Source organism: Streptomyces sp. NPDC001980 (genome assembly GCF_040296885.1).
GTDB lineage: Bacteria > Actinomycetota > Actinomycetes > Streptomycetales > Streptomycetaceae > Streptomyces.
This window is the reverse complement of record NZ_JBEOYD010000038.1, coordinates 1-24479: the sequence shown is the minus strand read 5'-3', so window position 1 is coordinate 24479 and position 24479 is coordinate 1. Positions and strand designations below refer to the sequence as shown.

Annotated in this window: 20 protein-coding genes; 9 read left to right on the top strand and 11 right to left on the bottom strand. The window is 72.6% G+C overall.

Annotation, left to right across the window (positions count from 1 at the left end):
* The first annotated feature begins 2 nt into the window (after positions 1 to 2).
* The 5 genes from ABT137_RS39490 (at position 3) to narI (ending at position 7397) form a co-directional block, all read left to right on the top strand.
* A complete protein-coding gene (locus ABT137_RS39490; protein ID WP_351716487.1) occupies positions 3 to 818 on the top strand; it encodes an SAM-dependent methyltransferase in 816 nt (271 codons plus the stop codon).
* A gap of 78 nt (positions 819 to 896) precedes the next feature.
* Complete coding sequence (locus tag ABT137_RS39485; protein ID WP_351716485.1) at positions 897 to 4580, top strand: nitrate reductase subunit alpha; 3684 nt, start codon at positions 897 to 899, stop codon at positions 4578 to 4580.
* Complete coding sequence (gene narH, locus ABT137_RS39480; RefSeq protein ID WP_351716484.1) at positions 4580 to 6184, top strand: nitrate reductase subunit beta; 1605 nt, start codon at positions 4580 to 4582, stop codon at positions 6182 to 6184. Before ABT137_RS39485 ends, narH begins: the two co-directional genes overlap by 1 nt.
* Positions 6184 to 6678 (top strand): nitrate reductase molybdenum cofactor assembly chaperone, encoded by a 495-nt coding sequence (narJ, locus tag ABT137_RS39475; protein WP_351716482.1) that lies wholly within the window; start codon positions 6184 to 6186, stop codon positions 6676 to 6678. Before narH ends, narJ begins: the two co-directional genes overlap by 1 nt.
* Positions 6675 to 7397 carry a respiratory nitrate reductase subunit gamma gene (gene narI, locus ABT137_RS39470; RefSeq protein ID WP_351716480.1) on the top strand — a complete coding sequence of 241 codons (723 nt, stop codon included), beginning with the start codon at positions 6675 to 6677 and terminating at the stop codon, positions 7395 to 7397. Before narJ ends, narI begins: the two co-directional genes overlap by 4 nt.
* 98 nt (positions 7398 to 7495) lie before the next feature.
* Here narI and dnaK read toward each other — a convergent pair whose 3' ends face one another.
* From dnaK to ABT137_RS39440, 6 genes are all read right to left on the bottom strand, one after another.
* Positions 7496 to 9349 (bottom strand): molecular chaperone DnaK, encoded by a 1854-nt coding sequence (gene dnaK / locus ABT137_RS39465; protein WP_351716478.1) that lies wholly within the window; start codon positions 9347 to 9349, stop codon positions 7496 to 7498.
* Positions 9350 to 9489: 140 nt separating this feature from the next.
* Positions 9490 to 9915, bottom strand: a complete 426-nt coding sequence (locus ABT137_RS39460; protein ID WP_351716477.1) for an OsmC family protein — start codon at positions 9913 to 9915, stop codon at positions 9490 to 9492.
* A 67-nt stretch (positions 9916 to 9982) separates the two neighbouring features.
* Positions 9983 to 11779: a vWA domain-containing protein gene (locus tag ABT137_RS39455; RefSeq protein ID WP_351716475.1), complete on the bottom strand. Its 1797-nt coding sequence runs from the start codon at positions 11777 to 11779 to the stop codon at positions 9983 to 9985.
* Positions 11776 to 12837 carry an ATP-binding protein gene (locus ABT137_RS39450; protein WP_351716473.1) on the bottom strand — a complete coding sequence of 354 codons (1062 nt, stop codon included), beginning with the start codon at positions 12835 to 12837 and terminating at the stop codon, positions 11776 to 11778. The genes ABT137_RS39455 and ABT137_RS39450 overlap by 4 nt, the downstream gene beginning before the upstream one ends.
* A 184-nt stretch (positions 12838 to 13021) precedes the next feature.
* Positions 13022 to 15025, bottom strand: a complete 2004-nt coding sequence (locus ABT137_RS39445) for an alkaline phosphatase family protein (RefSeq protein ID WP_351716609.1) — start codon at positions 15023 to 15025, stop codon at positions 13022 to 13024.
* 346 nt (positions 15026 to 15371) lie between these two features.
* A complete protein-coding gene (locus ABT137_RS39440) occupies positions 15372 to 15803 on the bottom strand; it encodes a hypothetical protein (RefSeq protein WP_351716471.1) in 432 nt (143 codons plus the stop codon).
* Between the two features lie 84 nt (positions 15804 to 15887).
* Between ABT137_RS39440 and ABT137_RS39435 the strand changes: the two genes are divergently transcribed.
* Both ABT137_RS39435 and ABT137_RS39430 read left to right on the top strand, forming a co-directional pair.
* Entirely contained in the window at positions 15888 to 16661 is a 774-nt protein-coding gene (locus ABT137_RS39435; RefSeq protein WP_351716468.1) for an MBL fold metallo-hydrolase, read from the top strand.
* Between the two features lie 14 nt (positions 16662 to 16675).
* Positions 16676 to 17302, top strand: a complete 627-nt coding sequence (locus ABT137_RS39430; RefSeq protein WP_351716607.1) for a DedA family protein — start codon at positions 16676 to 16678, stop codon at positions 17300 to 17302.
* Between the two features lie 60 nt (positions 17303 to 17362).
* Here ABT137_RS39430 and ABT137_RS39425 read toward each other — a convergent pair whose 3' ends face one another.
* The 3 genes from ABT137_RS39425 to ABT137_RS39415 all read right to left on the bottom strand — a co-directional run bounded on the left by ABT137_RS39425 (position 17363) and on the right by ABT137_RS39415 (position 21068).
* Entirely contained in the window at positions 17363 to 18445 is a 1083-nt protein-coding gene (locus ABT137_RS39425) for an MBL fold metallo-hydrolase (RefSeq protein WP_351716466.1), read from the bottom strand.
* Complete coding sequence (locus tag ABT137_RS39420) at positions 18442 to 19746, bottom strand: aminotransferase class I/II-fold pyridoxal phosphate-dependent enzyme (protein ID WP_351716464.1); 1305 nt, start codon at positions 19744 to 19746, stop codon at positions 18442 to 18444. Before ABT137_RS39420 ends, ABT137_RS39425 begins: the two co-directional genes overlap by 4 nt.
* Positions 19747 to 19844: 98 nt before the next feature.
* Positions 19845 to 21068, bottom strand: coding sequence for a hypothetical protein (locus ABT137_RS39415; protein WP_351716462.1), 1224 nt, complete (start codon positions 21066 to 21068; stop codon positions 19845 to 19847).
* A 238-nt stretch (positions 21069 to 21306) separates the two neighbouring features.
* On the opposite strand from ABT137_RS39415, the gene ABT137_RS39410 reads away from it, so the two are divergent.
* Together ABT137_RS39410 and ABT137_RS39405 are read left to right on the top strand one after the other, a co-directional pair.
* Positions 21307 to 21687: a DUF2795 domain-containing protein gene (locus ABT137_RS39410; RefSeq protein ID WP_351716460.1), complete on the top strand. Its 381-nt coding sequence runs from the start codon at positions 21307 to 21309 to the stop codon at positions 21685 to 21687.
* Positions 21688 to 21768: 81 nt separating this feature from the next.
* Entirely contained in the window at positions 21769 to 22317 is a 549-nt protein-coding gene (locus ABT137_RS39405) for a type 1 glutamine amidotransferase domain-containing protein (RefSeq protein WP_351716458.1), read from the top strand.
* A gap of 48 nt (positions 22318 to 22365) precedes the next feature.
* Here the strand turns inward: ABT137_RS39405 and ABT137_RS39400 are convergent, their stop codons facing one another.
* Positions 22366 to 22623, bottom strand: coding sequence for a DUF6158 family protein (locus ABT137_RS39400; protein WP_351716456.1), 258 nt, complete (start codon positions 22621 to 22623; stop codon positions 22366 to 22368).
* A 124-nt stretch (positions 22624 to 22747) separates the two neighbouring features.
* A complete protein-coding gene (locus ABT137_RS39395) occupies positions 22748 to 24367 on the bottom strand; it encodes an ABC-F family ATP-binding cassette domain-containing protein (protein ID WP_351716454.1) in 1620 nt (539 codons plus the stop codon).
* Positions 24368 to 24479: the final 112 nt, after the last annotated feature.

Genomic DNA, 24479 nt, shown 5'->3' with positions numbered 1-24479 from the left:
CTGTGACCGCACCCGAGCCCGCCCCGACCTCGATCGACACGAGCCGGCCGCATCCGGCGCGGGTGTACGACTGGTGGCTGGGCGGCAAGGACAACTACCCGGTGGACGAGGAGCTGGCCCGGCGGATCCTCGCCGTGGACGGCACCGTGCTGCGCGGGGCGCGTGCCAACCGCCGGTTCATGCAGCGGGCCGTGCGGACCGTCGCCGAGTCCGGTATCCGGCAGTTCCTGGACATCGGCACGGGCATCCCGACCGAGCCGAACCTGCACCAGGTGGCGCAGGGTGTGGCGGCGGAGTCGAAGGTGGTGTACGCGGACAACGACCCGATCGTGCTGCGCCACGCGGAGGCGCTGCTGCGGGGCACGGAGGAGGGCAGCACCGCGTACGTGCACGCGGACGTCCGGGACGTCGACACCCTGCTGGCCCGGGCCGCCGAGAGCCTGGACTTCGAGGAGCCCGTGTCGCTGTCGCTGGTGGCGCTGACCCACTACCTCGACGACGACCCGGACGGCGACGACGTGTACGGCCTGCTGCGCAGGTACGTCGACGCGCTCGCCCCGGGCAGCCATCTGATCCTCTCCCAGGTCACCCCGGACCTCAGCCCGGAGGCGGTCGAGCAGGCGGCCGCGAACTTCCGGCGCAGCGGGACGCCCTTCCACCCGCGCACGCTGCCCGCCTTCTCCCGCTTCTTCGACGGCCTGGAGCTGCTCGGCCCCGGGGTGATCCCGGTCTCCGGCTGGCGCCCGGAGCCGGTGGACGTGGCCGTCCAGGCGGAGGGCATCGTGCCGGTGTACGGCGGGGTCGCCCGCAAGGTCTGACCCGTCCGGGTGCCCTGAACAGGTGCGTTCCCCGGCCCGCCCCTAGCGTCGAAGCAAAGGGCGAGCGAGGGAGCGGACGTGACCGACACGCGGACACCACCGAAGGAGCCGGGCGCGGCGCTGCTGAGCGCCGGCCGGTTCTTCCGGCCCGGTACGCCCGCGCCCGATCTGCACAGTGTGGCCCTGAGCGGCGGCCGGGAGGCGGACGCCTTCTACCGGGACCGCTGGAGCCACGACAAGGTGGTGCGCTCCACGCACGGGGTGAACTGCACCGGGTCGTGCCGCTGGAAGGTGTACGTCAAGGACGGGATCATCACCTGGGAGACCCAGGAGACGGACTACCCGTCGGCCGGCCCCGACCGCCCGGAGTACGAGCCCCGCGGCTGCCCGCGGGGCGCCGCGTTCTCCTGGTACACGTACTCGCCGACCCGGGTGCGTCATCCGTACGTCCGGGGCGTGCTCCTGGAGATGTACCGGGAGGCGAAGCAGCGGCTCACGGACCCGGTACTGGCCTGGGCGGACATCCAGAACGACCCCGGGCGCCGCCGCCGTTACCAGCAGGCGCGCGGGAAAGGCGGCCTGGTACGGGCGAGTTGGGACGAGGCGGTGGAGATCGTCGCCGCCGCGCAGGTGCACACGATCAAGACGTACGGCCCGGACCGTATCGCGGGCTTCTCCCCCATCCCGGCGATGTCGATGGTGTCGCACGCGGCCGGCGCCCGCTACCACTCCCTCATCGGCGCCCCGATGCTCTCCTTCTACGACTGGTACGCGGACCTGCCGGTGGCCTCGCCGCAGGTCTTCGGCGACCAGACGGACGTGCCGGAGTCGGGCGACTGGTGGGACGCGGCCTATCTGATGATGTGGGGCTCGAACGTCCCGGTGACCCGCACCCCGGACGCGCACTGGATGGCGGAGGCCCGCTACCGCGGCCAGAAGGTCGTGGTCGTCTCCCCCGACTACGCGGACAGCGCCAAGTTCGCCGACGAGTGGCTGCACCCGCACCCCGGCACCGACGGCGCGCTGGCCCTCGCGATGGGCCACGTGATCCTCAAGGAGTTCTTCGTCGACCGCGAGACCCCGTTCTTCGCGGACTACGTACGGAGGTTCACCGACCTGCCGTTCCTGGTGACGCTCACCGAGCGGGACGGCGCGTACGTGCCGGGCAAGTTCCTGCGCGCCGCCGACCTCGGTCAGGACGGCGAGGGCGCCGAGTGGAAGACGGTCGTCCTGGACGCCGCCTCCGGCCGCGCCGTCGTCCCGAACGGCTCCCTCGGCTTCCGCTGGACGGACCCCGGCAAGGGCCGCTGGAACCTCGAACTCGGCGCGATCGAACCTCGGTTGACCCTGTACGGCAGTGAGGTGGCGGCCGGGGTCGAGGTGCTGTTGCCGCGCTTCGACACCGACGGCGGCGAACACGGGCAGGGCAGCGGGGACGTCCTGCGGCGCGGGGTGCCGGCGACCCGCCTCGGCGGTGCGAACGGCCCGCTGGTGACGACCGTCTACGACCTCCTGCTCGCCCAGTACGGCGTGTGGCGGCACGGGCTGCCGGGCGGCTGGCCCACCCACTACGAGGACGCCGACGCCCCGGGCACCCCCGCCTGGCAGGAGCGGCACACCTCGGTCCCGGCCGCCAGGTGCGTGAAGATCGCCCGGGAGTTCGCCCGGACCGCCGAGCGCTCCCAGGGCCGCTGCATGATCCTGATGGGCGCCGGCACCAACCACTGGTTCCACTCCGAGACCATCTACCGTGCCTTCCTGGCCCTGCTCCAGCTCACCGGCTGCCAGGGCCGCAACGGCGGCGGCTGGGCACACTACGTCGGCCAGGAGAAGTGCCGCCCGGTCACCGGCTGGGCCTGCCTGGCCTCCGCCAACGACTGGTCCCGGCCGCCGCGCCAGATGATCGGCACGGCCTACTGGTTCCTCCACACCGACCAGTGGCGCTACGACCGGTTCGGCGCCGACGTCCTCGCCTCGCCGCTCGGCGAGGGCAGGTTCGCCGGGATGACCGGCGCCGACTGCCTCGCGCTGTCGGCCCGTTCGGGCTGGATGCCGTCGTACCCGACCTTCGACCGCAACCCCCTCGAACTCGGCGAGGTGTCCGGCGACCCCGTGGCCAGGGCGGTGGCCGAACTCCGCGCGGGCACCCTGAAGTTCGCGTGCGAGGACCCGGACGCCCCGGAGAACTGGCCGCGCGTCCTGACCCTCTGGCGGGCCAACCTCCTCGGCTCGTCGGCGAAGGGCGCCGAGTACTTCACCAAGCACCTCCTCGGCACGCACTCCTCCCTGCGCGCCGAGGAGGCATCCCCGGACCAGCGCCCCCGGGACGTGACCTGGCGGGACGAGGCGCCCGAGGGCAAACTCGACCTCCTGCTCTCCCTGGACTTCCGGCAGACCTCCTCCACCCTGCTGTCGGACGTCGTCCTGCCGGCCGCCACCTGGTACGAGAAGCACGACCTGTCGTCGACCGACATGCATCCCTACGTGCACGCCTTCACCCCGGCCGTGGACCCGCCCTGGCAGGCACGCACCGACTTCGACACCTTCAAGGCGCTCGCCGAGCGGCTGAGCGAGCTGGCCGCGCGCCATCTCGGGGTGCGCAGGGACCTGGTGGCGGCGCCGCTCCAGCACGACACCCCGGGCGAGACCGCCCAGCCCGGCGGGGTGGTGCGGGACTGGAAGCGCGGGGAGTGCGAGCCGGTGCCCGGCCGGACCATGCCGAACCTGGTCGTGGTCGAGCGGGACTACCCGGCGGTCGGCGCCAGGTTCTCGGCACTCGGCCCGCTGGTGGAGCAACTGGGTCTGCCCGCGAAGGGGATCACCCTCAGACCCGATCAAGAGGTCGTACGTCTGAGGGAGTTGAACGGCACCGGATATCAGGACCGGCCCGCCCTCGACACGGCGGTGAAGGCGGCCAACGCCATCCTGGCACTCTCCGGCACCACCAACGGCCGCCTCGCCACCCAGGGGTTCCGCACCCTGGAGCAGCGCACCGGGCAGGAGATGGCCCACCTGGCCGCCGAGCACGAGGGCAAGCGGATCACGTACGCCGACACGCAGACCGCGCCGGTCCCGGTGATCACCTCGCCGGAGTGGTCGGGCAGCGAGTCCGGCGGCCGCAGGTACACGGCGTTCACCCTCAACACCGAGCACCTCAAACCCTGGCACACGCTCACCGGGCGCCAGCACTTCTTCCTCGACCACGACTGGATGCACGAACTCGGCGAGGCGCTGCCCGTCTACCGGCCACCGCTGGACATGAACAAACTGTTCGGCGAACCGCGCCTCGGCCCGGACGGACAACGGGAGGTGACGGTTCGCTACCTGACCCCGCACAGCAAGTGGTCGATCCACTCCGAGTACCAGGACAACCTGTTCATGCTCGCGCTCTCCCGGGGCGGCCAGAACATCTGGATGTCCCCGCAGGACGCGGACGCCATCGGGGTCGGGGACAACGACTGGGTGGAGGCGGTCAACCGCAACGGCGTGGTGGTGGCGCGGGCGGTCGTCTCGCACCGGATGCCGGCCGGCACGGTCTACATGCACCACGCCCAGGAGCGCACGGTGGCCGTCCCGAAGACGGAGACCACCGGCATGCGCGGCGGCATCCACAACTCGCTCACCCGGCTGATCCTCAAGCCCTCGCACCTGATCGGCGGTTACGCCCAGCTGTCCTGGGCCTTCAACTACCTGGGCCCGACGGGCAACCAGCGCGACGAGGTGACGGTCGTCCGGCGCCGCGCCCAGGAGGTCGAGTACTGATGCGCCCGATGGCCCAGATCGCGATGGTCATGAACCTCGACAAGTGCATCGGCTGTCACACCTGTTCGGTCACCTGCAAGCAGGCGTGGACCAACCGGCGGGGCATGGAGTACGTCTGGTTCAACAACGTCGAGACCCGGCCGGGCCAGGGCTATCCGCGCCGCTACGAGGACCAGGAGAGGTGGCGCGGCGGCTGGGAACTGAACCGGCGCGGCGCGCTGAAGCTCAAGGCCGGCGGCCGGCTGCACAAGCTGGCCGGGATCTTCGCCAACCCCAGGCTCCCGGAGATCAAGGACTACTACGAGCCCTGGACGTACGAGTACCGCAACCTCACCGACGCCCCGCTCGGCGACGACTACCCGGTGGCCCGCCCGGTCTCCCAGCTCGACGGCAAGCCGATGAAGATCGAGTGGTCCGCGAACTGGGACGACGACCTGGCCGGCGCCCCCGCCCACGGCGACCTGGACCCCATGATCGAACGCGCCCGCCAACAGGCCTCGGACAAGGTGAGGTTCGAGTTCGAGCAGACCTTCATGTTCTACCTCCCCCGCATCTGCGAGCACTGCCTCAACCCGTCGTGCGTGGCCTCCTGTCCGTCCGGGGCGATGTACAAGCGGACCGAGGACGGCATCGTGCTGGTCGACCAGGACCGGTGCCGGGGCTGGCGGATGTGCGTGACCGGATGCCCGTACAAGAAGGTCTACTTCAACCACGCCACCGGCAAGGCCGAGAAGTGCACGCTGTGCTACCCGCGGATCGAGGTCGGCCTGCCGACGGTCTGCTCGGAGACCTGCGTGGGCCGGCTGCGCTACCTCGGGGTGGTCCTCTACGACGCCGACAAGGTGACGGCGGCGGCCGAGACCGAGGACGAGAAGGCGCTGTACGAGGCCCAGTTGGGCGTCTTCCTCGACCCGGAGGACCCGGCGGTGCGGCTGGCCTGCGCGGCGGCGGGCATCCCGGACGACTGGACGGAGGCGGCCCGGCGCTCGCCGGTCCACGCGCTGATCAGCAGGTACCGGGTGGCACTGCCCCTGCACCCGGAGTACCGCACGCTGCCCATGGTCTGGTACATCCCACCGCTGTCCCCCGTCGTGGACGCGCTCTCCGAGACCGGACACGACGGCGAGGACGCCGACAACCTGTTCGCCGCGATCGACACCCTGCGCATTCCCCTCGCCTACCTGGCCGAGCTGTTCACCGCGGGCGACCCCGCCCCGGTCCGCGCCTGCCTGGAGAAGCTCGCGGCGATGCGCTCCCACATGCGGGCGCTCAACCTGGGCGAGGAGCCGGACCCGGCGGTCGGCTCCGCGGTCGGGATGCGGCCGGAGGAGATCGAGGCGATGTACCGGCTGCTGGCGATCGCCAAGTACGAGGACCGGTACGTGATCCCGACGGCGGCCGTCGGCGACGCCCGCCGCCTGGAGGAGTCGGCGCTGCCCGACGGGTGCAGCCTCGACTTCGACGGCGGCCCCGGCATGGGCGGCGACGGCCCCTTCGGCCAGGACTCGGGGCGGAAACTGCTCCCTGTGGTGTCGGTGCAGAACTTCCACGGTCTGCGCAGACGGCAGACCGCCGACACTCCCGACGAGGCGAAGGAGGACTGATGCCCTCGGACGCGGTGTTCTACCAGGCGGCGGCGCTCTGTCTCACCTACCCGGACGACGACTTCGTCGCCCGGCTGCCGCTGCTGCGCGAAGCCGCCCCGCAACTGCGGGAGTTCACCGACCACGCGACGGTGACCCCACCGCAGGAGCTGGCCGCGCACTACGTGCAGGTCTTCGACTTCAAGAACCGGCACAGCCTCTACCTCAGCTGGTGGCGGGACGGCGACACCCGCCGCCGGGGCATGTCCCTGGTCCGGTTCCAGGACATCTACAAGGCGTACGGCATGGAGTTCACCGGCGAGGAGCTGCCGGACTTCCTGCCCGCCGTCCTGGAGTTCACGGCCCGCACCGGCAACACCGACCTGCTCACCGAGCACCGCGACTGCCTGTCACAACTCCGCTGCCGGCTGACCGACTTCGGCACCCCGTACGCCTGCGTCCTGGACGCGGTCTGCGCCACCCTGCCGACGGCGCCCACCGGAGTGCGCCCATGACCACCCTCCTGTGGGGCGCCCTGCCCTACACCGCGTGCGCCCTGCTCGTCGCCGGACTGGCCTGGCGCTACCGCTACGACAAGTACGGCTGGACCAGCCGCTCCTCCCAGGTCTACGAGTCGAGGCTGCTGGACATCGCCTCCCCCGTCTTCCACTACGGCATCCTGTTCGTCCTGGCCGGCCACCTCGTCGGCCTGTTCGTCCCGGCGTCCTGGACGCGGTCGCTCGGTGTCGGCGAGCACACGTACCACCTGTTCTCCCTCTACGGCGGCACGCTCGCGGGCGTCCTCACGGTGGCCGGCCTGGCCCTCCTCCTCTACCGGCGCCGCACCCGGGCCCCGGTCCTGCGCGCCACGACGACGAACGACAAGGTCATGTACCTGGTCCTGGTCGCCGCGATCGTGCTGGGCATGACCGCGAAGCTGAGCCACACCTCCGGCGACGGCTACGACTACCGCGCCACGATCGCCCCCTGGGCCCGCAGCCTCTTCACCCTCCAGCCGAAGACGGCGCTGATGGCGGGCGTCCCGCTCCTCTACCGGATCCACACGGTCATCGGCATGCTCCTCATCGCCCTGGTCCCCTACACCCGCCTGGTCCACATGTTCAGCGCCCCGGTGCTGTACCTGTTCCGCCCGTACGTGGTGTACCGGTCGAGGGACCCGAGGCAGTTGGGCCCCCGCCCGGAACGCCGGGGCTGGGAGACCACCCGCAACTGATCTCTTCTCCGCCCGCAACCAATCTCTTGCCCCGCCCGCGACCAATCCTTTTTCCGCCGCAACGGCGCTCAGCCACGACGGCGGAATCCGGCGGTGCCTCACCCAGCCGCACCCCTCTCGTCGTCCACGATCTCGGCGTCCACCACACCCTCCTCCTCGCCCTCCGGCGCCCGCTGTTCCTCGGCCGAACCGCCGGAGGCGGAGGCGTTCGCGTACATGGCCTGCCCCATCTGCTGGCTCACGGTCGCCAGCTTCTCCACCCCCTGCCGCAGCTCGCCGGTGTCGGCGTCCCGCTCCAGCAGCGCCTTCAGCTCGGTGATCGCCGCCTCCACGTCGGTCTTCGTGCCGCCCGGCACCCGCTCCTCGTTCTCCCGGAGGAACTTCTCGGTCTGGTAGACGAGCTGCTCGGCCTGGTTCCGGGTCTCCGCCGCCTCGCGGCGCTTGCGGTCCTCCTCGGCGTACTGCTCGGCCTCCCGCATCATGCGGTCGATGTCGTCCTTGGGGAGGGCGGAGCCGCCGGTCACGGTCATCTTCTGCTCGCGGCCGGTCGCCAGGTCCTTCGCCGAGACGTGCATGATCCCGTTCGCGTCGATGTCGAAGGCCACCTCGATCTGCGGCACCCCGCGCGGTGCGGGCGGCAGGCCGGTGAGGTCGAAGACGCCCAGCTTCTTGTTGTACGCGGCGATCTCACGTTCGCCCTGGTAGACCTGGATGCCGACGGAGGACTGGTTGTCGGCCGCGGTCGTGAAGATCTCCGAACGCCGGGTGGGGATCGTGGTGTTGCGCTCGATGAGCCTGGTCATGATGCCGCCCTTGGTCTCGATCCCCAGGGACAGCGGGGTGACGTCGAGCAGCAGCACGTCCTTGACGTCGCCGCGGATGACACCCGCCTGGAGGGCGGCGCCGACCGCGACCACCTCGTCCGGGTTGACGCCCTTGTGCGGGTCCTTGCCGGTGAGTTCGCGGACCAGGTCGGTGACGGCGGGCATCCGGGTGGAGCCGCCGACCAGGATGACGTGGTCGATCACCGACACCTGCACGCCCGCGTCCTTGACGGCCTGGTGGAAGGGTTTCTTGCAGCGGTCCAGCAAGTCGGCCGTGAGCTCCTGGAACTGAGCCCGCGTCAGCTTCTCCTCCAGGTGGAGCGGCCCCTCCGCGGAGGCGGTGATGTACGGCAGGTTGATCGACGTCTCCGTCGACGAGGACAGCTCGATCTTCGCCTTCTCGGCGCCCTCGCGCAGCCGCTGCACGGCCATCTTGTCGTTGCTCAGGTCGATGCCGTACTGCCCCTTGAACCGCTTCACGAGATGCTCGACGATCCGCTGGTCCCAGTCGTCGCCACCCAGATGCGTGTCACCGTTGGTGGCCTTCACCTCGATCACTCCGTCGCCGATCTCCAGGAGCGACACGTCGAAGGTGCCGCCCCCGAGGTCGAAGACGAGGACCGTCTGCTCCTCGCCCCGGTCCAGGCCGTAGGCGAGCGCGGCGGCGGTCGGCTCGTTGATGATCCGCAGCACCTTCAGGCCGGCGATCTCCCCGGCCTCCTTGGTGGCCTGCCGCTGGGCGTCGTCGAAGTACGCGGGTACGGTGATCACCGCATCGGTGACGTCCTCGCCGAGGTAGGCCTCGGTGTCCCGCTTGAGCTTCTGCAGCACCCGCGCCGACAGTTCCTGGGCCCGGAAGCGCGTTCCGTCGACGCTCCCGCTCTCCGGGAACCGCCAGGCCGCGTCGCCCATGTGCCGCTTGACCGAGCGCGCGGTGCGGTCCACGTTGGTCACCGCCTGCCGCTTGGCGACCTCGCCGACCAGCACGTCGCCGTTCTTCGCGAAGGCCACGACCGACGGGGTGGTGCGCGCCCCCTCGGCATTGGCGACGACGGTGGGCTCACCGCCCTCCAGCAGGGCCACCACCGAGTTCGTCGTACCGAGGTCGATACCGACCGCACGTGCCATGTCCGTCCCCTTTCCGCCCGGGCGCTTCCTCGACTCCAGCACAAAACTTGAGCGAGCTGTTGTCAATGCCGGGTACCCCGTAAACGACGATGCCGCGCCCCCCGCGGAAGGGGGGCGCGGCATCGCGGCGGGTACGGCGGTCAGGCGAGCTTCGCGTCCAGGGTGATGGTGGTGCCGGTCAGGGCCTGGCTGACCGGGCAGTTCTTCTTGGCGTCCTCGGCGGCGGCGACGAAGCCGTCCGCGTCCAGGCCGGGGACGGTGCCCTCGACGGTCAGGTGGATGCCGGTGATGCCGGTGCCCGGCTGGAAGGTGACGTCGGCGTTGGTGACCAGCTTGGTGGGCGGGGTGCCGGCACCGGTCAGGGCGTGCGACAGCGCCATGGAGAAGCAGCTGGAGTGGGCGGCCGCGATCAGCTCCTCGGGGCTGGTCCTGCCGTTCGCCTCCTGGGAGCGCGAGGCCCACGTGACGGGCTGCTCGCCGATACCGGAGGAGTCGAAGGTGATGACACCGTTGCCCTCGGTCAGGCTGCCTTCCCAGACGGTGTGTGCGGTGCGCGTGGTAGCCACGGTTGTTCCTTTCGGCGATGAAGGCGAATGAACCGGTTCGCTCGCCCCCATCCGATCACATCAGGGCTCACCGCACCCGGAAGACCGGCCCACGGGGGGTGAACGGCAGGCGACGTCCGTCCGGGATCAGATAGGCGTGCTCGCGGCGCACCCGCAGGACGTCGCACCAGCCGTCGGTGATCACGAGGACCGGCGCGGTGGGCGGAAAGTCGTCGGCGCGCTGGAGCAGGTCGATGCCGGGCTGCAGGACCGTACCGCCGCGGCCGTGCACCCGGACCCGGCCGGCGATCTCGGTGGTCGGGAGGTAGCCGGCGTCGTGCGGGGCCGCGTCGCAGAAGACGACACGCGCGGCCGGTACGTCACGGGCCTCGGCGTAGGAGGCGATCGCGCCGAGGGCCTTGCCGAGCAGGGTGCGGTCCATGGAGCCGGAGGTGTCGAGGACCACGCCGAAGGTGCACCGGGCGACCTCCTCGGGCGGGAAGTACCGGCCGGCGCGCGGGATGTCCGGGGTGGACGACTGCCGGCGCGAGGGGCGGGCGTACGACCGTACGGCCTCCGGGCGCGGCACGAACTCGTCGAACCACCGGGCCAGTCGGGCGTCCCAGGGCAGCGGCGGATGGCTGAGTGCGCGGATCTCCTCGACCAGGCCGCCGGGCAGCAGGCCCCGGTCCTGTGTCTGGTGCAGGTCGAGCCCCTGGCACAGTCCGCGCCGGTAGAACTCGTCGAGGTCGACATACGCGCCGGGCGGCCCGAGCGGCGCGCCCAGCACGTCACCGCGCCCCTTGCCGCGCAGCGTGGCGAGCCGCCGCATCCTCCTCAGGTCGACGGCGATCCGGTCGTACACCTCCTCGGCCGACAGCCCCTTCAACTCGGCGTCGTACAGCAGCCCTTCGGGCATGGTGCCGACGCGCATCTCGACCAGCCAGCCGTTGATGACGTAGTCGCAGGCGATGTTGAAGAGGTAGGGGTCGCGGCTGCCGAGGCGGTCGCCGTGGCGCAGGGCGGCGTGCAGCATCTCGTGGGCGAGGACGAACCGCCACTCCTCGTCGTCCATGGTCCGCAGCGGGTTGACGTAGATCTCGCCGGCCTCGGGGTTGACCGCGGCGACGGCGATGTCGTGGGCGCGGGCCAGTTCGGCGTCGGCGACCAGTTTGATGCCGGCCGCGATGCCGCCGAGCAGCGGGTACGAGGAGACGAACCAGCTCAGTGCCTGTTCCCAGGGGCGCAGCGGGGTGGGCGGGCCGGTCATGGAGGTGCGGCGGCCGCCGGCCAGGTCCATCGCCCGCGACATGGTGCGGGTCAGCGCGTGCGCGAACCCGACCTGCCAGTCGGGGACCTGGCCGGCCCACTTGTTCCAGGAGAGGAGGAGCTGGTCGGGCTCACCGCCGCTCGTGCCACCGTGCTCGTACGCGGTCGGAATGCCGCCGGTCCGGCGCCAGCCGGCGGCGAGCCGTTCCTCGTCGCCCTCCGGGTAGGAGGCGGGCAGGTGGTCGGGGGCCTCGCCGATCGGGAAGGTCTCCAGGAAGCGGTTGACGACGGTGCAGCGGGCGGCGAGGTCGTAGCGGTCGGGCTGGGTACGCGGTCCGGTGGTGGCCGGCAGGTGGCCGAAGCCGAGGTGGATGGTGCAGTGCGCCAACGCCCAGGCCCACTCTGCGGGTTCGGCCCGCCGGGTGGCGTGCGCGTGCAGCACCCCGTCGGAGTCCGCGCGCACCAGCCCCTCCCGGGGGGCGAGTTCACACTTCTCGTGCCGGCAGATCGTGAACTCCACCGCCCGCAGGGCGGGGTTGGCCCGGAGCAGCTCGACGCCGGCCGCGAAGTTCTCTGCGGCCGGGTCCTGCTTCTTGCGGGCGGCGGCCCGGCTCATCGCCGGGCCTCCACCAGCCGGGGCATGTCCCGGGCCGCCTCGATCAGGAACCAGGCGGGCAGGACCGGGTTGCCGTCGGCGTCGGAGGCGATGACGGTCTGGGCGACCTCGACGGAGATCTCGGCGAGCTGCACCAGCAGCGACTTGGCGCGGTACGCGGTCTGCCGTCCGTTCGCCGACATGTGCTCCTTGTCGGCGGGCAGTTCCTTGACGAGCCGCCCCCGGAACGACTCGGCGAGGTAGTAGAGCAGGTCGCGGTCCTCGGTCCGGGGCGGCCAGCCCGCGTCCCCCTTCAGGATGGCCTCGATCCCGAACCGGCTGCGCACGATCTTGACGTATCCGCAGAAGGCGGTGGCGTGCGCAGGGGTCAGCGTGCCGTGCGCCAGCACCTTCAGCGTCTCCTCGTCCAGATCGCGTCCGAAGGAGTGCAGGGCGTCGGAGAGCATGTGCCAGGAGCGCGGGGTGGAGAAGGGCTCCTCGGTCTTCGGCGGCTTGGACCACAGGTGGTCGGGCCGGTCGGTGAGGTGGTCCAGGATCCACGGGTGGATGCCGTTGGCCGCGGCCCAGGCGAGCCAGTCGTGCGCGGAGGCCTCCAGATGGACGTGGGCCAGCCGGTTGACGAGCGCGGAGGCGATGGGCCGGGCGAGGGCGTTGTCGGTGGCCCGGTTGCCGGCGCCGATGACGATCGACCCCTTGGGCAACTCGTAGGTGCCGATGCGCCGGTCGAGGATCAGCGAGTAGAACGCCTTCTGCACATCGGGGGTGGCCGCGTTCAGCTCGTCGAGGAAGAGGCAGTACGGCTCGTCCCGGGCGATCGACTCGGGCGGACAGAACACCGACCGCCCGTCCCGGATCTGCGGAACCCCGATCAGGTCCTCGGGCGCGAGCTGCGTACCCAGCAGGCTCACGCACTCCAGCCCGAGCGATTCGGCGAACTCCCGCACCAGGGAGGACTTCCCGATGCCGGGGGCGCCCCAGATGAAGACGGGCCGGACGGTGGCGAGTCCGAGGAGGAGTTCGGGGATACGGGAGGGCGTGACGGTCACGGCTGCCTGCAAGAGGCTGCTCCTTGGGGGGTGTTCGAGAGGTTTGCGACTCGAACAGTGTGAGCCGGGAGCGAGAGGAACGCAGCCGATTTATCCGGGGCCGAGCTGGAGCGCCCCTTGAGGGGCGCGGGGCTGTATCGATTTTCGGCTCCGCCGCGCGGGCGCGAACACCCCCCACCGGCCCGCAGCCAACGAACTACGCGGCCCTCTCCCCCTCCTCCGCAGGCAAGGGAACCTGCGGCCCGTCCGCCTCCCGAAGCCACCGCCGCAGCACCCCATGCACGGCCTCGGCCCCCGCAAGCTCCTCCCCCTCCCCCACCGGAGCGGAGACGCAGACCGGCGACAACAGGAACGGCCGCCCCTGAGCGCCCCCCAACCCCCCGTGCGACCCGATCTGCTCCTCGAACGCCAGCACCTCGCCGCTCTCCGCGTCGTACCAGGAGTTGACCATGATGTCGGCGGTGTGCGGAAAGGAGTGCGTCCGCCGTACGGCGTCGGCCGCGCCCGCCCCGAAGACCGCCAGCGGCCCCGCGAGGCCGTCGAGCCGGTCGAGCGGGATCTCCGCGCCGTACGCGCCGAGCACCACCCCGCCGTGCTCCTCGCTGCGCACCAGCAGGAACCCGATGCCGGGATGGTTGGCGAGGGTGGTGAGCAGCGCGGGATGACGGGCGTCCAGCTCCTCCTTGGTCATGCGGTGCGGCACGTCCGGGAAGGAGACCAGGCCGAGGTTGCCGGAGGCGAGCACGATCGGCTCCGAGTCCCGCGTCGGCCGGTGCTTCTCGCCGCCCTCCTCGACGGGCCTGCGCAGCGCCGCGCGGACGGCGGCCCGCGCCTCCGTACCGCTGTGGGTTCGCTCGGCCTTGCGCGGCACGTGCAGTCCGCAGCCGGCCCGGACCAGGTCGCCGAGGCCGAGGCCGTAGCGGGTGTGGAAGGTCTCTCCGGGGCTCTGGCCGTGGTCGGACAGGACGACGATCCGGTACTGCCGTGGGGCGTGTTCGGCGGCCTTCTCGATCAGGGCGAGGGCGCGGTCCAGGCGTTGCAGCACCTTCTCGGCGTCCCGGCTGTGCGGGCCTGAGTGGTGGGCGACCTCGTCGTAGGCGACCAGGTCGGCGTAGACGGCGGTGCGGCCGACGAGCAGGTCGCCCATGACGGCGGCGACGACGACGTCCCGTTCCACGACGGTCGCGAAGGCGCGGACGAAGGGGTAGAGGCCGCCGCGGCTGACGCGCGGGCGCTGCTTGCGGAGCCGGGCCACGGTGGACTGGCCGATCTCCCGGCCGACCTCGGCGAAGAAGGAGAGCGCGGTGCGGACGGCGTTGGCCGGGTCCGCGAAGTACGCGAAGTAACCGGCGCGGGAACGGTTCTCCCGGCCGCGGCGGCGGGTGGCTATCGACAGGACGAGGGCCTGTTCGTCGGCGCCGCCGCCGAACAGGTTGCCGCGGCTGGCGCCGTCCAGGGTGAGCAGTCCCCCGTCGGCGGTGCGCTCGACCGCCCGGCGCTGGAGTTCGGCGGCGCTGGTCGGCCGGTTGCAGACCATCACCTCGCGGCTGTCCTTCTCGTACCAGCGGAAGGCCGGGACGTCGACATTGGAGCCGTGCAGGATGCCGAGCTGGCTGGCGCCGGTCTGGCTGGACCAGTCGGTGCGCCAGGGGGTGAGCCGGTGGGTGGTGGCGAGCCATCCGGCGACGGTCGGCATCAGGCCCTTGGCGACCGCGGCGGTCAGGACGTCGTGCCCGACTCCGTCGAGCTGGAGGAAGACGGTGCCGGGGGTGGCCGGGCAGGGCGGGTGGGATCTGCGGCGGCGGATGGCGAGCCGGGAGAGCCGGTGGCCGTAGGCGTCGTCGTCGCGGACGGCGAGGGCACCGCCGGTGGCGGAGGCGACGGCGGACATCACGGCGGCCACGATCACGGCGGTCTCCGGCGCGGCCTCGCTCTGCCCGGAGGGGTTGATGCGCAGGGCGACGAGAAGGAGGGAGCCGTTGAGGAAGAAGACCAGCAGGCCTAGGACGAGGGCGGGCACGAGCAGCAGCAGCCGTACGAGGAGGGGCCAGACGACGGCCGAGAGCACACCGAAGGCGCCGGCGCCGAGGGCGGCGGTCACGGCGACGCGGGTGGCGCTGTCACCGTCGGGTGACTGGAGCTGGAAGTCGGGCAGGATGCCGGCGAGGACCAGCATGGTGACGGTGGACACCGCCCACACCGTGACGCTCCGCCCGACCTGACTGACGACCCGCCGCCACCGCACGCCCCACCGACCTCACGTCCGCGACCCGCGCCGGATGCGGGTCTGCTCGCGCCAACACTGTCACATGCGGGCGGGCCGGAAGCGGTCGGTCACGGTGGGGTCGGCACCGCCGGACACGGCTGCGGGAGCTGGGCGCCGTGGCGGCGGATGCAGGGGAGCCGATGCCCGCAAAGAGCCTGTGCGGGGTCGGTTCTCCGAGTCCGCCGCAGCGGTGGCCCGCCACGACGGCGGTGTCCGGCGGTGCCGTGCCCGCGGCTGCCCGACCGGCGGGGCACAGCTCCGCTGCTCGACGGCCCCGGCCCTACCGCCCGTCGTACCCCGCCGTCGGCATGGACAGCCTGCGGTGGATCATGGCCTTCATCCGGGCGTCGTAGCGCGGTTCCGCACGGCCCACCGTCTCCACCCGGACCCCGCGTCTCGCGCACTCCGCCATGAAGTCCTCGACCGACGACAGCGCGCTCTCCAGGACCCGTCTGCTCGGGGCGACGAAGACGTCGAGGCCGGGCCGGACGCCGGTCCACAGGGCGCTGTGGTCGGGGCGCAGGCCGCGGACCAGGAGTTCGCGGGCGATGACGTAGCCGTGTTCCACGGCCCAGCGCGCACACATCGCGTGCTGGCTGCGGGAGTCGACCAGGAAGGGGTCGATCTCCAGTTCCTCCAGGGGCGTCAGACTCGCGATCGCGGTCACCCGCACCAACGCGAGCCCGCCGGAGGCACCCCGCACCTGTCCCATGGCGTCCCCCCTCACCTCCGGGTTTCGCCGCCGACCCTACTCCTGCACGTAGGCTTCGGGGAGTCGCGCGAAGGAGGCAAAGAGGTGCCGGTGGAGATCACCTGGTGGGGTCACGCCACCTGCACGATCGAGGATTCGGGCATACGCCTGCTCACCGATCCTCTGTTCGCGCGCCGGCTCGCGCACCTGCGCCGCCGCCGGGGCGCCCCGCCACCGCCCGAGGCCCGCCGCGCGGACCTGGCGCTCGTCTCCCACCTGCACGCGGACCATCTGCACGTCCCCTCGCTCGCCGGTCTCGCCCCGGGCACGCGCCTGCTGGTGCCCCGGGGCGCACCACGGGCGGTCCCCGCGCTCCGGCGCCTCCGCCGGCTGTTGATCACCGAGGTCGAGGCCGGGGACGAGATACCCGTCGGTCCCCTCCTCGTACGGGCCGTACCCGCACGGCACGACGGCCGCCGGCTGCCCGTCGGACCGCACCGCTCGCCCGCCCTGGGATACGTCGTCGAGGGCGCGGCGCGGACGTACTTCGCCGGAGACACCGGGCTGTTCGACGAGATGGCCGAGGCGGTCGGGCCGGTGGACGTGGCCCTGCTGCCGGTCGGCGGTTGGGGCCCGTACCTCGGGGAGGGCCACCTGGACGCCGGACGGGCGGCGCGGGCACTGGCGCGGCTGGCGCCGCGCAGCGCGGTGCCGGTGCACTACGGGACGTACTGGCCGATCGGCATGGACGGGGTACGGCCGCACGAGTTCCATGCGCCCGGTGACGAGTTCGTGCGCCTCGCGGCCGAGTACGCGCCGCAGGTGGCGGTGCACAAGCTCGGCCACGGGGAGAGCGTGCGGCTGGAGGCCGCGCGGTGAGGCTGCTGGTGGTCATGGCGGCCGCCGCCGGCTCCACGGCGGCGACCTCCACCTCGACCGAGTCCACGCGGCAGGCGATCGGGTATCCGACGCTGTTCCTGCTGGTGCTGATCGGGGCGTTGGTGCCGGTGGTACCGACGGGGGCGCTGGTGAGTTCGGCCGCGGTGGTGGCGTTCCATCAGACGGCGCCGTTCGCGCTGGCGCTGGTGTTCGTGACGGCGTCGCTGGCGGCCTTCCTGGGGGATGCGGCGCTGTACTGGCTGGGGCGGCGGGGGCTGCGGTCGAAGAACGGGTCGCGGTGGCTGGAGGCGATACGGGCGCGGGCGCCGGAGGAGCGGCTGGAGCAGGCGCAGGGGAAGTTGGCCGAGCACGGGGTTGCCGTGCTGGTGCTGTCCCGGCTGGTGCCGGCCGGTCGCATTCCCGTGATGCTGGCGTGTCTGCTGGCGGAGTGGCCCTTGCGGCGGTTCGCGCGGGGGAATGCGCCGGCCTGTCTGGCGTGGGCGGTGACGTATCAGGTGATCGGGATTCTGGGCGGGTCGCTGTTTCCGGAGCCGTGGGAAGGGGTGGTGGCTGCGGTGGGGCTGACGGTCGTCATCAGTGTGGCGCCGAGTGCGTGGCGGCGGGTTCGATCTGCCGTGTGACGGTGCGTTGCGGGGCGCGGGTGCGTGAGGGTCGGTCGCGGCGCTCCGATCGACGATGCCTCAGAACAGAGTCCGCTCCAGAACCCTCGAACCTCCCACCGGCAGGTCCCACAGATCCTCCCGCTCCCGCCCCGCCCTCTCCCAAGCCGCCCGTGCCCGCATCAGCGGTTCCAGGACCGGTTCCGCCGAGAGGATGAAGGTCCCCCAGTGCATCGGGGCCATCCGCCTCGCCCTCAGGTCCTCCGTGGCCCGTACCGCCTCCTCCGGGTCCAGGTGGACGTCGCTGAGCCACCAGCGGGGGTCGTAGGCACCGATGGGCATCAGGGCGAGGTCGATGCCGGGGTAGCGGCGGCCGATGCGGGAGAACCAGTGGCCGTAGCCCGTGTCACCGGCGAAGTAGACGCGGCCGCCGTCGGGTGCGGTGAGGACCCAGCCGCCCCAGAGGCTGTGGCAGGTGTCGGTGAGGGTGCGCTTGGACCAGTGGTGGGCGGGGACGAAGTCGAAGCGGACCCCGGACAGTTCGGCCGCCTCCCACCAGTCCAGCTCGGTCACGGTGGTGAAGCGGCGGCGCCGGAACCAGCGGCCCAGCCCGGCCGGCACGAACACCGGGGTGTCGCGCGGGAGACGGCGCAGGGTGGGGGCGTCGAGGTGGTCGTAGTGGTTGTGGCTTATGACGACCGCGTCGACGCGCGGCAACGTCTCCCAGGGGACACCGACCGGGGTGACGCGGGCGGGGGTGCCGAGGATGCGGCGGGACCAGACCGGGTCGGTGAGGACGGTCAGACCGCCGAGGCGGACGACCCAACTGGCGTGTCCCGCCCAGGTGACGGCGACGGTGTCGGTGTCCGCGCGGGGCAGCGGGCCGGGTTCACAGGGCAGCCGGCCGACGTCGGCGAGGCCCTCGCGGCCGGGGCGGACGGAGCCCTCGCGGGCGAACCGGGCCATGGCCTTGAGGCCGGGCAGCGGGGCGGTCAGGCGGTCGTGGAAGGTCCGTGGCCAGACCCGGAGTTCGCCCAGCGGCCGGGGGGCGGCGAGCGGCGGGAACGGCGGCGTGCAGGTAGCGGTATCGGCTTCACTGGTCGTCGTGGCAGGCGTCGTGGTGGCAGTCGTCGTGGACCCTGACTCATGCGTCTGCTGCGTCATCGAGGAGGCTCCCATCGCTGAGCGTCGTCGCGGAGATCGTCGAGTACCGACCCCAAGGACATCAACGCGCGTTGCACGTGTGGCAGTTCCAACGGTGCGGGTGACGTGAGGCATTCCAGGCGTTCCGCGTCGGTGCCGCCGAGCAGCGGGCCGGTGGCGAGCCGGACGCGCAGCGCGCCGAGGTCGTCGCCGAAGCGGTGGCCGCCGGGCGCCGGCATGCCGAGCCGGGCGGTGAGGAAGTCCTCCAACTCCTGTGCGTCGCCGACCCCGTGGACGCCGAGCGCGGCGCGCAGCGGTTCCAGGTCGGCGTACAGGTGACGGCCGGCCTGCGGGGGCCGGGCCAGGGCACCGCCGGCGACGACCGCGGTGTACGCGGCGGCGGCCACGCGCGCGTGCAGCCGTACGACGGCCTCGCGGCGTGCGGTGACGGGCGCGGGCTCGTCGAGCGCGTACCCCGCGGCGACCGCGACCGGTCCGGCGAGGCGGGCGCCCAGTGCCGTGAGGATGTCGAGCACGCGCGCGTGCAGGACCCTGCCGGTGGCGCCCTCCGGGAACCGGGCGACTGCGGCGGGCCAGCCGGCCGGCAGCAGGGCACCGGCCAGGTCGGTGACGACGGTGACCCGGTCCGGGAGCATCTCGGCGGGGCTGAGCAGCACCGTGGCGTCCGGGGCGTGCAGGGTGTCGCGCCAGGTCTCGTCGCTGACCAGGTGCAGTCCCGCGCCGGTCGCGGCCTCCACGGTCTCGTGCAGCAGTTCGGGCGGGGCGACGGTGGCGGTGGGGTCGTCGGCGACGGAGAGCACGAGCAGCCGGGGGTCGCCGCCCTCGTCCCGGACCCGGCGCACGGTCTCCAGCAGCGCGTACGGGTCGGGGGCGCCGCCGGACTCGGCCGGGGTGGGCACGTGGAAGACGGGCCGGCCGAGGAGTCGGGCGTACGGCGCCCACCAGGCGGCGCAGGGGCGCGGCACCAGGACGTCGCCGCCGAGGGCTGCGGTGAACGCCAGCAGCAGGGCGGGGGCGCCGGGTCCTGCGGTCACCCGGTCGGGCGGGGCGGGCAGCCCACGGCGTTCCCAGTAGCCGCGGGCCGCGTCCAGCAGCGCCGGTCCGCCGCCGACGGGCTCCTCCGCGCCCCGGTTCGCGGCGGCGGCCAGCACGGCGGCGAGCTCGGGCAGGACGGGCAGCCCGTCGTCGGGCAGGGGCGGCCCGTAACGGACGGGCCCGTGGCCTTCGGGCGAGGCGGGAGCGTTCTCCTCCGGGGAGGTGCCGGCCGCCGGTCCGTGGCCCTCGGGATCCGTCCGCCGCATGTCCGCCTCCGCGCAGTCCGTGGTGCCGTGTGCTGTCCGGTCCGGGTCGTGCGTACGGTGCCGGAGTGGTCGCTCCGGGGTACCCGGCGGCCGCCCGGTCACCCGTCCGCGCCGGACCTCCCGCCCCACAGCCGGTACGGCCGTCCGCCCCACAGCCGGTACGCGGCGCCGCAGCAGGCCGCCGCGATCAGCATCCCGCCCGCGACCAGCGCCGGTACGGACGTGTTGTAGGCGCCGCCGTCCCCGGCCGCCACCCCGTGCTGCACGCCCGCCGCGGCGCAGGAGCCGTCACCGTCGCGGGCGTCGCCGCACTCCTGCGCGCCACCGCCACCGCCACCGCACGACTGCTGCCCTCCGGAGCAGGGCCGCTCGCCGCTCCCGTGAGACCCGTGAGAGACGTCACCGTCCTCTCCCCGAGGGTCCACGGCACCGACGTCACCGCGGGAAGCCGCGTCACCGTCACCGCGATCACCGAGGGAGGCCGTGCCGTCGTCCCCACGGCCGGCGATGCCCGCGTCCCCACGGGCACCGGTGCCCTCGTCACCACGGGCGCCGGTGCCCGCGTCACCGCGAGGAGCCGTGCCCTCGTCACCACGGGCGACCATGCCGTCGTCCCCGCGCAAGCCCGTTCCGTCGTCCCCGCCAGTGACCGTCCCGCCGTCCCCGCCAGTGACCGTCCCGCCGTCCCCGCCGGTGACCGTCCCGCCGTCCACCTGGGGCGCCGCGCCGCCGTCCACCTGGGGCGCCGCGCCGCTGCCGGTCTGCGGCACGGCCGCACCGCCGACCTGCGGCATCGCCCCACCGTCGCCCTGGAGGAACGTGCCGCCGTCCCCCACGGAAGCCGTACCGCCGTCGCCCCCCGCGACGGCCAGGTGCGTGCTCCAGGGCCGTCCCTGCTGACCGCTCGCCGCCGGGCAGGTCCCGTCGACGGTCCGGGTACCGTCCCGCCCGGCGCCCGCCGCGTCCCCGGCCACCTCACCCGCCGCCGCGTCCCCCTCCGTGTAACTCACCGGCTGGTCGCCGGAGACGACCCGGGCGGTCCCCCGATAGACGAGGCCGCTCTCCTGCTCGACCCTGGCCAGCCGTACGGTGCGCCCGGCGAACGCCGACGACGTGGCGTCGATGGCCGCGGGCACCTGCCCACCGCCCCGCCCGTCGAGGGCCTTAGCGCAGGTCACGGAGACGGTGACGACGGTGCCCGGCCGGGCACTGCCGGGGCTGATCCCGGCGGCGGGGCCGGTGGCCGCGGCGGCTGTGCCGGCGGCGCCGAACCCGGCACCCGCCAGGACGGCGACGGACAGGGTGCGAACGGTGCGGCGCATGGGAGGAACTCCTTGCACGGACGACTCGGAGGCACGGGGCCCGTACCCCCGCAGCCATCACAGCCCGGCCCCCGCCCCGCCGCGCGCGGCCGGGCCCCATTCGCGGGACACGCGCCGCCTTTCGGGTGACGTCACGGCCCGGTTCCGGCGTGTCGGGAACGCCCGGGTGGATCCCCGTGTCGGCCCCGTGTCCCCGGGGTACGCGGTCCGCACCCCCTGACGTACCTGGAGGGAGAACATGCAGCGAGGCAGTGACCGGCTGAACGTGCACCGGGACGACCAGATGAAGCACGAGCTCCAGGGCCTGCTCAGGTCCGGGCATCCGACGCGTACCGAGGAGTGGACCGACCCCGAGCCGCCGGCCGAGGACGATCCGGAGGTGTACCGCGGTGCGATGGTGGCGGGGACCGGTGGGCGGCCGGCACCGGAGAGCGTACGGCTGGAGTTGTACCGGTCCCTGACCCGGCACGACTTCCCCGCGGCGCCGCGGGAGCTGGCCGGCGTGTTGCGGCGCAAGAACGCTCCCGAGACGCTGGTCGAGCGGGTTTCCCGGCTGCCGCGTTCGGCACGCTACGGCAGCCTGCTGGCGCTGGCCGAGGCGGTGACCGGCGGGGAGTGAGCCGGGGGCGCAGAGAACGGACGAAGCCGCGCGCGACGGGCCGCCCGGTCCGTCGGCGCGCCTCGGAAGGGAGTGAGCATCATGCGTATCGCGTTTCTGGCCGCGCCCGAGGGCGTCGAGCAGGTGGAGCTGACCGAGCCGTGGAAGGCGGTCTCCGACGCCGGGCACGAGCCGGTGCTGGTGTCGACGGAGCCGGGGCGGATCCAGGCCTTCGACCACCTGGACAAGGCGGAGACGTTTCCGGTGGACGAGGTGGTCGGCGATGCGTCGGCGGACTCGTTCGGGGCGCTCGTGCTGCCGGGCGGGGTGGCCAACCCGGACATCCTGCGAACGGACGACAAGGCCGTCACGTTCGTGAAGGGCTTCTTCGACGGCGGCCGGCCGGTCGCGGCGATCTGTCACGCGCCCTGGACGCTGGTGGAGGCCGATGTCCTGGGCGGCCGGACGCTGACCTCCTGGCCGAGTCTGCGGACCGACATCCGCAACGCGGGCGGCACCTGGGTCGACGAGCAGGTCGAGGTCTGCGACAGGGGCCCGAACAAGCTGGTCACCAGCCGTAACCCGGACGATCTCAAGGCGTTCTGCGAGGCCTTCCTCGACGTGCTCGCCGAGTCCACGGCGGCCGGCTGAGACCGCAATGCCCCGGCCGGGCCCCCGCGCAGTCGATCGGCGACGGCCTCAGCTCGCGGTGGCGCCCGGCGTCGCCGTCTCGGCGCAGTTCCGCTCCCGGGCGCCCTCCCGGGTACGGCCGGCGGCGACGAGACGGCGCGGGTTGCGCCGCAGGTACTCGCCCTCCAGCTGGGCCATGCGCTCGTTGTGGGCCCGCAGCGCGTCGTTCGAGCCGTACAGCAGGGTGTCGTGGCGCGTCCGGTGGATGGTCTCCAGCTCCTTCATGAGCTGCTGGTCGTCCAGCCGGCTGGGGTCTACTCCGGTCATGGTGGTACCCCGCTCGTCGTGTGGGTCCCGGCGGTCCGGATTCCTGCCTCCACTGTACGAACATCCGGGCGCGCGGGCCTCCCTGGGCCACCGCCTCCACCCCGCCGCCCTCCACCCCGCCGCCCTACCGCACCCGCTCCACCCGGCGCTCGTCCCACACCGGCTCCGCGGTCTCGCGGACCCGGCCGTCGCTGCCGAAGACCAGATAGCGGTCGAAGGAGCGGGCGAACCAGCGGTCGTGGGTGACGGCGAGCACCGTGCCGTCGAAGGCCTCCAGACCCTCCTGGAGGGCCTCGGCCGACTCCAGGTCCAGGTTGTCGGTCGGCTCGTCCAGGAGCAGTGCCGTCACACCCTGCAGCTCCAGCAACAGGATCTGGAACCGGGCCTGCTGGCCGCCCGACAACCGGTCGAAGTTCTGCTCGGACTGCTGGGTGAGTTCGTAGCGGCGCAGCCGGGACATCGCCGCGCCACGGTCCTGGGAGTGCTCCGTCCACAGGATGTCCAGGAGGGTCCGGCCCTCCAGCTCGGGATGCGCGTGGGTCTGCGCGAAGTGCCCGGGCACCACCCGCGCGCCCAGCTTCCACTGCCCCGCGTGCGCGACGTCCTCGCCGGCCAGCAGCCGCAGGAAGTGCGACTTGCCGGAGCCGTTGGAGCCGAGGACGGCGACCCGTTCGCCGTAGAAGACCTCCAGGTCGAAGGGTTTCATCAGGCCGGTGAGTTCGAGCTGCGCGCAGGTCACGGCCCGTACGCCGGTACGGCCGCCCTTGATCCGCATCCTGATGTCCTGCTCGCGCGGCGGCTCGGGCGGCGGGCCGGCCTCCTCGAACTTGCGCAGCCGGGTCTGGGCGGCCGCGTACCGGGACGCCAACTCGTGTGAGATGGAGGCGGCCTGACGGAGGCTCAGTACCAGCTTCTTCAGCTGGGCGTGCTTCTCGTCCCAGCGGCGGCGCAACTCCTCGAAGCGGGCGAAGCGTTCGCGCCGGGCCTCGTGGTAGGTGGCGAAGCCGCCACCGTGCACCCAGGCGTCGGCGCCGGTCGGTGAGGGCTCCACGGAGACGATCTTCTCGGCGGAGCGGGAGAGGAGTTCGCGGTCGTGGGAGACGAACAGAACCGTCTTGCGGGTCTCCTTCAGCTGCTGTTCCAGCCAGCGCTTGCCGGGCACGTCGAGGTAGTTGTCCGGCTCGTCGAGCAGCAGCACCTCGTCGGTGCCCCGGAACAGCGCCTCCAGCACCAGCCGCTTCTGCTCACCGCCGGACAGGGTGCGCACCTGCCGCCACTGGGCCTTCTCGTACGGCACCCCGAGCGCGGCCGTGGTGCACATGTCCCAGAGCGTCTCGTGCTCGTAGCCGCGTACCTCGGCCCAGTCGGCGAGGGCCTGCGCGTACCGCAGCTGGGCCGCCTCGTCGTCGACGGTCATGATCGCGTGCTCGGCCTTGTCGACGGCCTGCGCGGCCTCCCGGATCCCGGGCGGTGCGACGGACACCAGCAGGTCACGCACGGTCGTCTCGTCCCGTACGGAACCCACGAACTGGCGCATCACCCCGAGACCGCCGCTCACGGCCACCGTCCCGCCGTGCGGTTTCAGCTCGCCGGAGATCAGCCGAAGGAGGGTGGTCTTGCCGGCGCCGTTGGGTCCGACGAGGGCGACGGCGGCCCCCTCGCCCACCCGGAACGACACATCGCCGAGCAGCGCCCTCCCGTCGGGGAGGTAGTACTCGAGATGCGCGGCTTCCAGATGTCCCATGGTCAGGGATTCTGCGTGCCGTGCCCGCGATGGGGCAAACCGTTATCGAGTGGTTCTACGGCTGCGGCCCGGTGGGGGCTGGTCGCGCAGTTCCCCGCGCCCCTTTCAGGGG

What these genes read in the sequence shown, in the direction of transcription:
- narH (WP_351716484.1), top strand. Translation starts at nt 4,580, where the DNA reads ATGCGCCCGATGGCCCAGATCGCGATGGTCATGAACCTCGACAAGTGC.
- narJ (WP_351716482.1), top strand. Translation starts at nt 6,184, where the DNA reads ATGCCCTCGGACGCGGTGTTCTACCAGGCGGCGGCGCTCTGTCTCACC.
- narI (WP_351716480.1), top strand. Translation starts at nt 6,675, where the DNA reads ATGACCACCCTCCTGTGGGGCGCCCTGCCCTACACCGCGTGCGCCCTG.
- dnaK (WP_351716478.1), bottom strand. Translation starts at nt 9,349, where the DNA reads ATGGCACGTGCGGTCGGTATCGACCTCGGTACGACGAACTCGGTGGTG.
- ABT137_RS39455 (WP_351716475.1), bottom strand. Translation starts at nt 11,779, where the DNA reads ATGAGCCGGGCCGCCGCCCGCAAGAAGCAGGACCCGGCCGCAGAGAAC.
- ABT137_RS39440 (WP_351716471.1), bottom strand. Translation starts at nt 15,803, where the DNA reads ATGGGACAGGTGCGGGGTGCCTCCGGCGGGCTCGCGTTGGTGCGGGTG.
- ABT137_RS39430 (WP_351716607.1), top strand. Translation starts at nt 16,676, where the DNA reads ATGGCGGCCGCCGCCGGCTCCACGGCGGCGACCTCCACCTCGACCGAG.
- ABT137_RS39425 (WP_351716466.1), bottom strand. Translation starts at nt 18,445, where the DNA reads ATGACGCAGCAGACGCATGAGTCAGGGTCCACGACGACTGCCACCACG.
- ABT137_RS39420 (WP_351716464.1), bottom strand. Translation starts at nt 19,746, where the DNA reads ATGCGGCGGACGGATCCCGAGGGCCACGGACCGGCGGCCGGCACCTCC.
- ABT137_RS39415 (WP_351716462.1), bottom strand. Translation starts at nt 21,068, where the DNA reads ATGCGCCGCACCGTTCGCACCCTGTCCGTCGCCGTCCTGGCGGGTGCC.
- ABT137_RS39410 (WP_351716460.1), top strand. Translation starts at nt 21,307, where the DNA reads ATGCAGCGAGGCAGTGACCGGCTGAACGTGCACCGGGACGACCAGATG.
- ABT137_RS39405 (WP_351716458.1), top strand. Translation starts at nt 21,769, where the DNA reads ATGCGTATCGCGTTTCTGGCCGCGCCCGAGGGCGTCGAGCAGGTGGAG.
- ABT137_RS39400 (WP_351716456.1), bottom strand. Translation starts at nt 22,623, where the DNA reads ATGACCGGAGTAGACCCCAGCCGGCTGGACGACCAGCAGCTCATGAAG.
- ABT137_RS39395 (WP_351716454.1), bottom strand. Translation starts at nt 24,367, where the DNA reads ATGGGACATCTGGAAGCCGCGCATCTCGAGTACTACCTCCCCGACGGG.